The organism is Pedobacter psychroterrae, assembly GCF_004331695.1.
GTDB classification, from domain to species: Bacteria; Bacteroidota; Bacteroidia; order Sphingobacteriales; family Sphingobacteriaceae; genus Pedobacter; species Pedobacter psychroterrae.
Genome location: NZ_SJSL01000001.1, coordinates 102,474 through 115,750, shown reverse-complemented (window position 1 = coordinate 115,750; position 13,277 = coordinate 102,474). Strand labels below are relative to the sequence as shown.

Genomic DNA, 13,277 nt, shown 5'->3' with positions numbered 1-13,277 from the left:
AATCAGTTAAGATTATTTCTTTGCGACAAGCTTAACCGCAAGTTCAAATTCATCATAGATCATCTTATCTCCTATATCCGGAAACATGCCTTTAGATCTGAATTTAATGCCAAATTTTGTCCTGTCTACAATTATCTTATCAGCAGTAGCAGCAATGCTGCCATCAGCGTTCCAAGCTACGGTGGCAGGGAAAGTAATAGAATTAGTTACGCCTTTGATGGTAAGGTCACCTGTAATGGTCACCTTATTGGCACCTGCAGCAGCAACTTTTTTAACTACAAAGTTTGAAGTAGCGAATTTATCTACGCCAAAAAAATCATCCGCTTTTAAATGTCCCTCAAGTCGGTCACTCTTGTCAGCATCTTTAATTGTAGTCATGTTAATGACAAAATTCCCGCCTGTCAATTTCTTTCCGTCTGCTAATAACTCGCCTGATTGAAGGCCAATGGTACCATTATGTCCGCCTGTAAGTTTTTTTCCTGACCAGGTTAACGATGATTTTTCTACGTCTACCTTATAGGAAACCGGTTTTCTTACAGGGACGATAAAAGCTGTAGAAATTACTACTACAAGTAGCAATGCGAACGATGTGATTTTTAACTTCATTTTTTTCTGTTTTAGTAATACGCAAATTTAAACTTTGATGCCATATATACACTTGATCTATGATATGATTTTTGTTACGCAATAATTATGCAAAGCTTTCTTCATAGCTCTCAATAGGAGGGCAGGCACATACCAGCGATCTGTCACCAAATGAATCATTTACACGTCCGACTGATGGCCAGAATTTATAAGCCGCCACATATGGAAGCGGGAAGGCCGCAGTTTGTCTGCTGTAAGCATGTGACCATTCATCTCCTGTTACCACTGTCGCAGTATGAGGTGCATTTTTTAATGGATTGTCTGTTTTATCAGATACTCCATCTTCTACTGCCGAGATCTCTTTCCTGATCGCGATTAACGCATCGCAGAAGCGGTCAAGCTCATGCTTTGGTTCGCTCTCTGTAGGTTCAACCATTAGTGTTCCTGCTACGGGAAATGAAACAGTAGGTGCATGAAAACCATAGTCCATCAATCGCTTGGCGATATCTACCACTTCAATGCCGAAGTTTTTAAATGCCCTGCAGTCCAGGATCATCTCATGCGCGCAACGGCCTTGAGATCCTGAGTATAGTACAGGATAATGCTGCTCCAGACGGGCCTTCATGTAGTTGGCATTCAGGATCGCATATTTAGTGGCCTCTGTCAGCCCTTCTCCACCCATCATCGCTATATAAGCGTGGGAGATCACCAATATAGATGCTGAACCCCATGGTGCAGAAGATACTGCGTGGATCGATTTACCTTTGTCAATATCTACTACCGCATGTCCCGGAAGATATGGAACAAGATGTTTGGCAACGCCAATTGGTCCCATGCCTGGTCCGCCACCACCGTGAGGGATACAAAATGTTTTATGTAAGTTCAGGTGACACACGTCAGCGCCGATGTTGGCCGGACTTGTTAAACCCACCTGAGCATTCATGTTCGCACCATCCATGTACACCTGTCCGCCGTTTTCATGAATGATATTGCAGATGTCTATGATACTCTCTTCAAATACGCCGTGCGTAGAAGGATAAGTCACCATCAGGCAGGAAAGATTGGCAGCATGCTCTTCAGCTTTGGCTTTTAAGTCATCTACGTCAATATTTCCGTTTTCCAATGATTTTACCACGATGATCTTCATGCCCGCCATAGCCGCAGAAGCCGGATTGGTACCATGTGCAGAAGAAGGGATCAAAGCAATATTTCTGTGCTCATCACCACGGTCCTGGTGGTATGCCCTGATTACCATCAGACCTGCATATTCACCCTGTGCGCCTGCGTTTGGCTGTAAGCTCATTGCAGCAAAGCCAGTGATCTCGCTCAGCCATCTGTCCAGTTCATTAAATACGGTATAATATCCTGCTACCTGATCAGCCGGGGCAAAAGGATGTATCCTGCCAAATTCAGGCCAGGTAACAGGGATCATTTCTGTAGTAGCATTCAGCTTCATGGTACATGACCCCAGTGCGATCATTGAGTGGCAAAGAGAAAGGTCTTTGGCCTCCAGTGATTTGATATAACGCAGCATTTCATGTTCAGAATGGTGCGTATTAAATACCGGGTGCGTTAAATAAGCCGAAGTACGTTGTAAAATAACAGGTACAACAGTGGCCACGGTTCCATCAAAAATCTCCGCGGCATCAGCAGCGATGGCTTTTACTTTGGAGAAGATCTTTACCAATAGTTTAATGTCATCCAGAGAAGTTGTCTCGTCCAGTGCAATGGTAACGATATTGCCTTTATAATTAAGGTTGATCTCGTTATCTACACACTCTTTGTGAATAGAATCAACCAGATCACCCAGTTCTAACTGTATCGTATCGAAATAAGCATTGTTTAATAATTTGTAACCAATTTTTTCCAATGATTTAGCGAGTTTAATAGCCAGGCCATGTGTACGTTCAGCTATCAGCTTTAGTCCCTTAGGGCCATGGTACACTGCATAAAAACCAGCCATAATGGCCAGCAGTGCCTGTGCAGTACAGATGTTTGAAGTAGCCTTATCCCTGCGGATGTGCTGCTCTCTTGTCTGTAATGCCATGCGCAGGGCGTAGTTGTTGTTGCTATCTATCGTTACCCCAATAATACGACCGGGAATAGAACGTTTATATTCATCTTTAGTAGCAAAGTAGGCAGCATGCGGCCCGCCAAATCCCATTGGTACACCAAAACGCTGTGTAGTACCCACTACGATATCCGCACCCCATTCTCCCGGAGGAGTTAACAATGTCAGGCTCAAAAGATCTGCTACAACGGTTACTTTTACATTTTTTTCATGTGCTTGCTGAGCAAAGGCAGTATAATCATAAATACCCCCGTTACCGGCAGGATATTGTACCATCGCACCAAAAAACTCATCATGCAGGCCGAAAGTGAGGTGATCGCCGATCACCAGCTCAATGCCATAAGGATTGGCACGTGTTTTAAGGATGTCAATTGTTTGCGGGAACAGCAGTTCTGATACAAAGAATTTCTTTGCCTGCTGGTTTTTGCGCAAGCTGTATTGCATAAACATGGCTTCTGCAGCAGCCGTACCTTCATCAAGTAAAGATGCATTGGCAATCTCCATACCTGTAAGGTCTATCACCAATGTCTGAAAGTTAAGTAAAGCTTGCAAACGGCCTTGTGCAATCTCCGCCTGGTATGGCGTATATTGGGTATACCATCCCGGATTTTCCATTACATTACGTAAGATCACTCCGGGGGTCACGGTGTCATAATAACCCTGACCGATATAGGACTTAAAAACCTTGTTTAATGAAGCAGTTTGTTTGAGGCTGCTCAGATAATCTTTTTCAGATTTAGCTTTGGGCAAGTTTAAAGGCTGTTTTAGCCTGATTGCATCCGGAACTGTCTGCGAGATCAGTTCTTCTACAGAATCAAGGCCAAGTGTGTGTAGCATGGCATTGGTGTCATCTGTATTGGGCGCAATATGGCGATCTTTAAAATCTTCCTGGTAATGAATGTTTAAGCTCATGAATTCTTTGAATAATAAGTAGTGCAAAGGTAATAAAAATCCTGCAAGGAGTTAATGTTTCAGTTGCTTCAAATACAATTGCACCGTATTTTCAAGGCCAAGGTAAAGCGCATCGCTGATCAGCGCATGTCCGATGCTTACTTCAAGCAGCCCGGGAATACTTTCCGCAAAATATTTAAGGTTATGCAGGTCCAGGTCATGTCCGGCATTGATGCCCAGGCCTGCTTCATGCGCTTTATGTGCTGCGGCGACATAGGGAAGCACCGCCTTTTCCCGGTTGTCGTAGTAATTGTGTGCATAGGCCTCGGTATACAGTTCGATTCTATCTGTGCCTGTCAATGCGGCTGCTGCCACCATTTCTACCACAGGATCAACAAATATTGATACACGTATCCCTGCTTTCTGAAACAGCGAAACCATTTCCTGCAGGTAATCTTTGTGTTTGATGGTATCCCAGCCATGATTGGAAGTGATCTGCCCATCCGTGTCGGGTACCAGGGTTACCTGTGCAGGCTTGTTGGCCAGTACCAGGTCCACAAACTTCTGCTCCCTGCAGTTTCCTTCTATGTTAAATTCCGTAGCGATCACCGCTTTAAGGTCAAATACATCCTGGTAACGGATGTGCCTTTCGTCAGGTCTGGGATGTACAGTGATACCCTCAGCACCAAAACGTTCACAATCAAGGGCTACTTTTACCAGATCCGGATTGTTGCCCCCGCGGCTATTACGCAATGTGGCAATTTTGTTGATATTTACAGAAAGTTTAGTCATATTTTACAAAGTTATTAATAACTTTCCACTATGTTGGAATCAGGGATATGAAGGAACGCCGTCTTACACGAAACGTTATACAGATCATCAGCCGGTACAAAGGCCTCTCTGCTACCGAGATCAAGACCTTATTTAAGGACGAAGGTATTTATGCTGATAAATCGGCGTGGGCTAAATTTATCGATGCGGTGCTCTTAAGCATGGGTACTGCTTTTCTCGTGGCCGGCGCTATTTTCTTTTTTGCATACAACTGGGATGAACTACACAAGTTTGTGAAACTTGGCATCGTACAGTTTTTGATCCTGACAGGCATAGCCGCTGTATTCCTTGTAAAGCCAAATCTGCTCGTTAAAAATATCATCCTTACAGGTACATCTATGCTCGTAGGTTTGTTATTTTCCGTATTCGGACAGATTTACCAAACCGGTGCAGATGCCTATGACTTCTTCCTTGGTTGGACAGTGTTTATATTTCTCTGGGCTGTAGTATCTGAATTTGCGCCTTTATGGTTATTGCTATTGGCACTGATCAATATTACGTTTTCGCTATATGTCAGCCAGATCGGCCCCGACTGGACAGCCGTAACAACTTATCTGATTTTATCGATGGTAAACCTGGCTGCTGTCATACTTGTTAAATACCTAGCTTCAAAAAACTATATAACATCAGTTCCAGGATGGTTTGATAAAATAGTGGTTATAATGGCTGTCTCCTGCCTCACTACAAGTCTTGTTTCAGGCATTTTCGGTAGATATCCGCCAGTGTGGTTCATCGCGTTGGCAGTATGTTTTATTATTTATTCCGCAGGAGTTGGCTATGCACTACGACACAAGTCAATTTACTTGCTCTGCCTTATTTCATTGAGTGTCCTTATTATCCTGGTGGGTTTGGTATGGGAAATACTCAAAGTTAATAATGAATTTGTTCTTCTATTAATTGGTCTCGTGATTGTGGCTTGCATTACTGTTTTGGTAAGGGAGCTGGCTAAACTAAATAAATCGTGGTATGGAGATAATTGACGATAACAATCTCCGGGAAATGGAGGTGGCACTAGAAAAGGAAGCCAGGGCTTACCAGGGAATGGGCATTAAACTGCTTGCAATTGCAGGTGCCCTGTTCGGCAGTTTGTTTACTGTCGGCTTCATTTTCAGTTTTTTTACCAACTCATCAGCAGCGTCGATTATTATAGGTCTGGTTACCCTGGGGGTGGCTATATATACTGATAAGAAGGCCGATAGTACCGTGGTAGATACCATATGCATGGTAGGATATATTGCCGCTTGCGTGATGGTGGGGTATGGGATTAATAAAGCTTTTGGAAATGACAACCTCACTACCCTGATCTTGCTGACAATTGCATTGATGGTGGTGCGCTTCACAACAAGCTATATGCTCAATTTCATATCTGTGCTGATTGTTGCCGCGGCACTTTTTGCATTTATAAATATCAACAATGCTTACTACCTCGTTCATGCGCTGGTAGCAGCTATAGCATTAACTTATTCCCTGTTTAATCTTTATGAAGCGAAATTGCTGGCCTCTGGTCCGAAAATCAATAGTGTATACAATTCCTGGCTCAATGCATTGCTTTGCTCTTTCCTGGCTTTACTCACTTACATTGCTATTGACAGTTTAATGGGTAAACACTTACGGTATGAATGGATTTCATCTGCTGCCATCATAGGTATCTATTTGTTCTTTTTAAACAAGGTGATCAGGTATCTGGAAATTGAAGAAAAAAATAACCGTTTATTAATTTATTCGGGGTCTTTACTGATCATGTTAATGGCAGTTTTTTCTCCTGCAATATGTGGTGCATTGTTGATCTTACTGATCAGCTTTCATACAGGTCGCAGATTGGGATTGATATTGGGGGTTATTGCGCTGATTTATTTTACCGGGCAGTTTTATTACAACCTCCATTACACGCTGCTGGTCAAGTCAATGATTATGTTTGGTACCGGGATCATGTTCCTTGCTGCCTGGTTAATTCTCAAAAAGACATTAAAACGTTATGAACAAGGTTAAGGGTATTGTCATATTGGTCAATCTGGTACTGCTGTTGGGTTACATCAACTGGTCTATCGCGGCAAAAGAAAAAACGCTGAATAGTGGTCAATTGGTTTTGCTCGAACTTGCTCCTGTAGACCCGCGGTCATTGATGCAGGGCGACTATATGCGGCTTAATTATGCTATTGCTTTTAGGCCAGGAGATAAATCTAAGCTTGCTAAAAGAGGCTATTGCATTGTCAAATTAGATAGCAACAAAGTAGCTCGATTTGTTCGCTATCAGGATAAAATGCTGCCGCTAAAAGCAGGTGAGCAACCCATTAAATATTTTTCTAAAGGCAGCCGATTTCTGCCCGTAAATCTTGGTGCCGAATCTTATTTCTTTGAAGAGGGGACTGGTAAGAAATATGAGCAAGCAAAATATGGAGGATTAATGATTGATTCGGAAGGAAATAGCATCCTGACGGGACTATATGGTGAGAATTTCCGGTTAATTTTATAGCTTTATGGGCATATGTTACCAAGGGCGCTATTATTACTTTATCTGCTATTATTTTCTTTTTCTGCATTTTCACAATCAAATCAGCTCCCGGATTTATTAGAGAAATGGAACAGGCTGCAGGCGGCTGATAAAAACAGGGCCGATACTGCTAACGTTAGCCTATTGAATGCCATAGCCTTCAGCTACTTTCAAAGTGCTCCGGATAAGGCACTATTTTATGGCAAAAAGGCTTTTAACATGGCTGTAGCAATTGGATTTACCGAAGGTCAGTCTAAAGCCCTTGCCAACATCTCCAGGTCTTATTATGTAAAAGGCGCCTATGATCTTTCGCTCAATGCAAGTCAGCAGTCCTATGAAATCAGCGATAAACATAAAGACGATGCTGGCAAGTCTAATGCATTGAACGGAATTGGCCTGATTTATCTTGCGCAGGATAATATACAACCCGCGCTTGAGAAATTTCAGGCTGCTGCTGCCATAAATAAAGTACTGAAAGATCAGGACAGACTGGCGGCCAACTTTATAAATATAGGTATCTGTTATGATGAACTGAAGCAGCCTGACAAGGCAATCCCGGCATTGAACAAGGGGCTGCAGATCTGCCGGCAGATCAATAAACATAACCTGATTTCCCTTGCTACCAACAGGCTGGGACTGATCTACCATGGAAAAAAGGATTACCAAAAAGCCATTCAGTATTATAAAGAAGTAATTGGTAATAAGGCCTATCAGGATGATTGGGAAAATAGTTTTGCTTATACCGGATTAGCCAATACTTATTATCAACTGGGCGATTATAAAAAGGCCATTATCAATGGTGAAAAGGGCTTGAAGCTGGGCAAGAAAGTTGCAGCCAAATGGGACATTGAACGTAGTCTGGAAATTCTTCATCAAAGTTATTTTGCTGTTGGCGACTATAATACAGCTTATACATATCTTAAACAGGACAAAATATATAGCGATAGTCTCTTCAATGAGGGTAAGGAGAATGAGATTAATGGTCTGCACCTGAAGCAGCAGCAAAGCGAAAACAGGGAACTGATAAAACGTAGCCAGCTTGATCAGCAAAGGATCAGGTTAAATTATCTAACCATCCTCATCATCAGCATGATCGTGGTTTTTTTAGCGGTAATCAGCCTGATTGTATACCGCAATAATCTCGCTAAAAATAAACTAAACAACAAACTGGCTACTTTAAACCATACAAAGGACCAGTTGTTTTCTGTAATAGGGCATGATTTGCGAAGCCCCTTTGCTTCTATTCTTCAGACATTGGAGCTTATCAGGGGCAATGACCTGAGTAAAGAGGAAATCGAGCTGATCATGGACAGGTTTTTTGAGAAACTGACAGCTACCTCCGCGATGCTGGACAATCTTTTGCTGTGGGTGAACGGACAGAAAAAAGGTATAAAGGCAAAGCTGGTAACAGTAGATCTTCCGCTAGTAATAGAGCAGTTGTTAAGCCTGCTTAACCTGCTGGCCCTTGAAAAGAAAATAACCATTCAGCACACTGTTCCTGATAATGCAATGATTACTGCCGATCCGGACCACATCCGTATTATTTTTCAGAACCTGATAGGCAATGCCATTAAGTTTACGCCTGAGAACGGATTGATAGACATCTTTTATGAGGTGTCAGCGGTACAGGTAATCATGCATATCAAAGACAATGGAGTAGGTATTCCTCTAGACAAACAGCAACAACTGTTCAATATTGCAGGGCAGGAAATTTCTTCTTATGGAACCAATAATGAAAAAGGGATAGGAATCGGCCTCTTGCTGGTCAAGAAGTTTGCCGACGAGAACAATGCTGTGCTGGAAATTGTGAGTGAGGAAGGTTTAGGTACAGAGTTTATTGTGACTTTCAAGAGGATGGTTTGAATTAGCTGGGCCGTGGCAACTATTGCTAGTTTACACATCAAAACTTTTACCGGAATCTTCATTTGAGACGTGGAATGACTTTAGCGCACATTCAACATCATTCAGCCATGTTTAAAACGGTAGTTTGAATACAAACTGTACCGTTGACTATTTTGGCGTTGCCGGTCATGTCCTGAAAAACACAACAAGACCATTTGCATTCAAATTCCTTATCTTGCAGTATGAACGAGATTTACTTAGCGATCAGGCGCTTTTTACATTACCGCTTCAGCCTTCACGAAGACAATGCCGAAGAAAGTGACACGGTAGAATCCATCCGAAAAAATGTGGAGTTCAGGGGCGCAAATCTGTGGACTTTGATTTTTGCCATTTTTATCGCTTCGATAGGGCTGAATGTCAACTCCACTGCAGTGATCATCGGCGCCATGCTCATCTCTCCGCTAATGGGCCCAATCATGGGCGTAGGCCTAGGCATCGGCATCAATGACTTTGAACTGGTAAAAAAAGCCGGACGCAATCTTGCCATCGCGACAGTCATCAGTGTCATCACTTCCACCTTATACTTCTGGATCACGCCCTTACATGATGCATCATCAGAACTCCTGGCCCGGACCTCCCCATCCATTTGGGATGTATTTATTGCCGGATTCGGTGGCCTTGCCGGAATCATCGCAGCTACGCGGAAAGAGAAAAGCAATACCATACCCGGAGTGGCTATCGCCACCGCATTGATGCCGCCATTATGCACCGCAGGTTATGGTCTAGCCTCGGGGAACGTTTACTTTTTCATTGGTGCCATTTACCTCTATTTCATCAACAGCATCTTTATTTGCGTAGCCACTTACCTGATCGTCCGCTACCTGAACTTTCATAAAAAAGAGTTCGAAGACAAAGCGTACGAAAAGCGCGTGCGCCGGTACATACTAATCATCGTGCTGATCACAGCTGCACCAAGCGTCTACCTGGCTTACAGAATCGTCGACCGCAGCATCTTTGAAAACAACGCAAAGGCATTCATCGACAAGGAACTCAGCTACACCAACACCCAGGTGATTACCCGGAATTACAAATACAGCAGAAAAGGAAACGAAATCGACCTGCTGTTACTAGGAAAGGAACTCACTATCCAACAAATTGACAGCCTGAAAAAGAAACTCCCTGCCTACAAACTAAACAGAGCCAAGCTCAACATTCGCCAGGGGCTGAACGCCAAAAACGAACTGGATTTCTCCCAGATCAAGGCGAGCATCCTGGAGGCCGTTTATCAAAAGGATTCCACAGCAAAAAAAACTAACAAATACCAAAGCATTGATATGCCAATTCCCGATTTAAATAAGGAACTGCGCTCACTCTATCCTTCTTTGTCCGCTTATAGCATCAGCAACATCGAAGTAAAGCACCTTGATACTAGCCGAAAAGACACATTGACATTGGCGTTGATGGACTTCAAAACCAAGATCTCAACAGTGGAACGCCTTCGGCTTGAACGCTGGCTGAAGACGCGCCTGCAATCCGACTCCTTAAAGGTATTGTTAACGGATTAAGTCACTTACCATTCGCTCGTATTTTTAATTCCGAGTTCTTTCGCATTAAAGACCGGATCCTTACCCGCTTTTCGCTGCTGCTGATAGTCGCGAAGTGCCTTCAAGGCAGGTTTGCGCAGCAGCAGGATTGCAATGACATTCAGCCAGGCCATCATGCCTACACCAATATCGCCTAAAGTCCAGGCTGCTTCAGCCGTCTTAATCGAACCATAGAAAGTAGAAAATAACAGCAATACACGAAGGCCATTTACCGCCCACTTATTCCCCTTTTTGTCCAAGTAACTTAAATTGGTCTCTGCGATGTAATAGTAAGCCATGATCGTGGTAAAAGCAAAAAACAACAAAGAGACCGCCACAAAACCTGCACCCAGCGAAGGAAAATGAGAACTGATGGCCTGCTGAGTATACTCAGCCCCAATCTTAGCGCCTGGCAGGTGCTCTACTAAAAATCCGCCCTCAGGATTTACAACATTATATTTCCCTGTAAACAAGATCATAAAAGCAGTTGCCGTACAAACAAACAATGTATCAATGTAAACGGAAAATGCCTGCACCAATCCTTGCTTGGCCGGGTGGCTCACTTCTGCTGCAGCAGCTGCATGCGGCGCGGTTCCCTGTCCCGCTTCATTGGAATAAATCCCGCGCTTCACCCCCCAGGCCACCGCCATACCAAAAACTCCTGCGAAGGCAGGCTCCAATTTAAACGCCGATTTAATGATCAGCGAAATAACCGCAGGAAGCTCTGCAAAATTTAAAGCCATGACCACTATCGCCATCAGGATATATCCCCCAGCCATAAAAGGAACTACAATTTCAGCCACTTTCCCGATGCGCTTGACCCCACCGAAAATGATGAGAGCAAGTAGTAACACCACTCCAGCCCCGGTATATGACACAGGAATCGCGAATGCATTCTGCATACTTAACGCAATGCTGTTACTCTGTACACCCGGTAAAAAGAACGCAGTACTTAGCACAGTTACTACCGCAAATAGCATTGCGTACCATTTCATCCCTAATCCTTTTTCTATATAATATGCAGGCCCTCCGCGATACTCTCCATTGTTCACCTGCTTGTAAATCTGACCTAAGGTCGCTTCGATAAACGCAGAGGCACTTCCAAGGAAAGCAATCAGCCACATCCAAAAAACAGCACCCGGCCCACCCATGGCAATAGCCGTGGCTACCCCAGCAATATTCCCGGTACCAATCCGCCCGGAAATAGCGATCGCGAACGCCTGGAACGAGCTCACTCCCTTGTCTGAACTCTTTCCATCAAACAGTAGTTGCCACATTTCTTTAATGTACCTGACCTGAAGGAACCGGGTCACCACAGAAAAATAGATTCCGGTGCCCATACACAGGATGATCAGCGCATTGCTCCAGATCAGGTCATTGATTTTTGTAAGTATTTCTTCCATTGGAATCAGGTGTATGAATTTTGATGATTTTTTATAAAGAAAGGAAAAATTTGCAATATTAGTAGGAAACGAAGGCCTATATTCATGAAATTCAATTGCCCTTAATCTAACCTGGAATATTTCGGCACTCAATTTGGCTTTAATCTCTATTCTTGGTGTGCTGAGAAAGAAGTTGGTGGTTTTTTGATAAACTTACTCACTGGGATAACGATTACTGCCTAACCCAGGTGCTATCCTGTTTTGCCAATTCTTTTAAGTACAACAGTACCTACGATTCCCGCAATGACCGAAGCCACCAATATCCCATATTTTGCCTGCTCTATAAATACCGGATTTTTGAACGCAAGACCAGAGATGAACAGCGACATGGTAAATCCAATACCCGCAAGCAAAGCCACACCCGCTACGTGTTTCCTGTTTGCTTCCTCTGGTAAACTTGCCAATCCCAGCTTAACCATGATCCAGCAGAAAAGTAAAATCCCCACAAACTTGCCGATCACAAGGCCAGCGGCAACACCAATGGAAACCGGATTCACAATTGAGCTAAAAAAATCAGACCCGATCACAATCCCCGCATTCGCCAGGGCAAATAAAGGCATAATTCCAAATGCCACCCATGGATGCAGCGCGTGCTCGATCGTTTGAAGTGGCGTCTCAGCCGCCATACTCAGGCTTTTGACCTTCTGTATGGTTTTATTCTGCTTAGGCGTAATCAGGCCGCCTTTCTCAGGGATATCTTCCTGAAAATCGTAGGAAAGTTTCCGCAGATTATTGGAATAGATCACCTCATCAATTTTCGTAACTGCAGGAATCGTAAATGCGACCAACACGCCTGCAATGGTAGCGTGTACCCCCGATAACAGAAAGCCGCTCCAGACACCAAAACCGATAATCAGGTAAAACATACTATTGCGAATCCCTAAGCCATTTCCTGCAATTAGCAGCAACAAAAACCCAAAGCCAATTCCCAATGCCACGAAATTAATCTCAGCGGTATAGAAAAACGCAATCACCAGCACGGCGCCAAGGTCATCAGCAACAGCAAGGGCTGAAAGAAACACCTTAACAGATACGGGTATGTGCTTACTCGCCATCGACAGAAGCGCTAATGCAAAAGCAATGTCGGTAGCCATCGGTATACCCCAGCCATGGGAAGCGTCGGTCCCCTTATTGATCATAAAATAAATCAACGCAGGCACGATCATCCCGCCCAGGGCGGCAGTCATCGGCAAGGACGCTTTTTTCATAGAGGACAATTCACCTTCCATAAACTCACGTTTTAGCTCCAGCCCGATCACAAAAAAAAAGATCGCCATCAGTCCGTCATTGATCCAGATATGCAGAGGATGGGTGAGCATGAAATCATCAAAACCGATAGAAAAGTTAATGTGCCATAGGTGTTCATAAAAATCATGGTAGCCCGAATTCGCCCAGATGATTGCAATGACCACGCTGATCAGCAGCACAATTCCGCTGGTATATTCCAAATGTATAAAGCGGCTCACTGGTGCCATTATTCTATCTATCGCTGATTTTTCCATAGGATTTCGTCAAAATTCAAATATACTTTTTTATTAATA

General features: G+C 43.6%; 10 protein-coding genes. 5 read left to right on the top strand and 5 right to left on the bottom strand.

Going from position 1 to position 13,277, the window contains the following annotated elements:
* Window positions 1-12: 12 nt before the first annotated feature.
* From EZ437_RS00495 to EZ437_RS00485, 3 genes are all read right to left on the bottom strand, one after another.
* A complete protein-coding gene (locus EZ437_RS00495; RefSeq protein WP_131592100.1) occupies window positions 13-606 on the bottom strand; it encodes a YceI family protein in 594 nt (197 codons plus the stop codon).
* 85 nt (window positions 607-691) lie between these two features.
* Window positions 692-3,568: an aminomethyl-transferring glycine dehydrogenase gene (gene gcvP / locus EZ437_RS00490; RefSeq protein WP_131592098.1), complete on the bottom strand. Its 2,877-nt coding sequence runs from the start codon at window positions 3,566-3,568 to the stop codon at window positions 692-694.
* A gap of 51 nt (window positions 3,569-3,619) precedes the next feature.
* On the bottom strand, window positions 3,620-4,339 hold the full coding sequence (locus tag EZ437_RS00485; protein ID WP_131592096.1) for a pyridoxine 5'-phosphate synthase: 720 nt from the start codon (window positions 4,337-4,339) through the stop codon (window positions 3,620-3,622).
* Between the two features lie 47 nt (window positions 4,340-4,386).
* On the opposite strand from EZ437_RS00485, the gene EZ437_RS00480 reads away from it, so the two are divergent.
* The 5 genes from EZ437_RS00480 (at window position 4,387) to EZ437_RS00460 (ending at window position 10,276) form a co-directional block, all read left to right on the top strand.
* A complete protein-coding gene (locus EZ437_RS00480; RefSeq protein WP_131592094.1) occupies window positions 4,387-5,358 on the top strand; it encodes a DUF2157 domain-containing protein in 972 nt (323 codons plus the stop codon).
* Window positions 5,345-6,367: a DUF4401 domain-containing protein gene (locus EZ437_RS00475; protein WP_131592092.1), complete on the top strand. Its 1,023-nt coding sequence runs from the start codon at window positions 5,345-5,347 to the stop codon at window positions 6,365-6,367. Before EZ437_RS00480 ends, EZ437_RS00475 begins: the two co-directional genes overlap by 14 nt.
* Window positions 6,354-6,851, top strand: coding sequence for a GDYXXLXY domain-containing protein (locus EZ437_RS00470; protein WP_131592090.1), 498 nt, complete (start codon window positions 6,354-6,356; stop codon window positions 6,849-6,851). The genes EZ437_RS00475 and EZ437_RS00470 overlap by 14 nt, the downstream gene beginning before the upstream one ends.
* Before the next feature lie 12 nt (window positions 6,852-6,863).
* Window positions 6,864-8,732 (top strand): ATP-binding protein, encoded by a 1,869-nt coding sequence (locus EZ437_RS00465; RefSeq protein WP_131592087.1) that lies wholly within the window; start codon window positions 6,864-6,866, stop codon window positions 8,730-8,732.
* 221 nt (window positions 8,733-8,953) lie between these two features.
* A complete protein-coding gene (locus EZ437_RS00460; RefSeq protein ID WP_131592085.1) occupies window positions 8,954-10,276 on the top strand; it encodes a TIGR00341 family protein in 1,323 nt (440 codons plus the stop codon).
* A 5-nt stretch (window positions 10,277-10,281) separates the two neighbouring features.
* Here the strand turns inward: EZ437_RS00460 and EZ437_RS00455 are convergent, their stop codons facing one another.
* Together EZ437_RS00455 and nhaA are read right to left on the bottom strand one after the other, a co-directional pair.
* A complete protein-coding gene (locus tag EZ437_RS00455) occupies window positions 10,282-11,697 on the bottom strand; it encodes an alanine/glycine:cation symporter family protein (protein ID WP_131592083.1) in 1,416 nt (471 codons plus the stop codon).
* 230 nt (window positions 11,698-11,927) lie between these two features.
* A complete protein-coding gene (gene nhaA / locus EZ437_RS00450; protein ID WP_165500311.1) occupies window positions 11,928-13,238 on the bottom strand; it encodes a Na+/H+ antiporter NhaA in 1,311 nt (436 codons plus the stop codon).
* Window positions 13,239-13,277 lie beyond the last annotated feature (39 nt).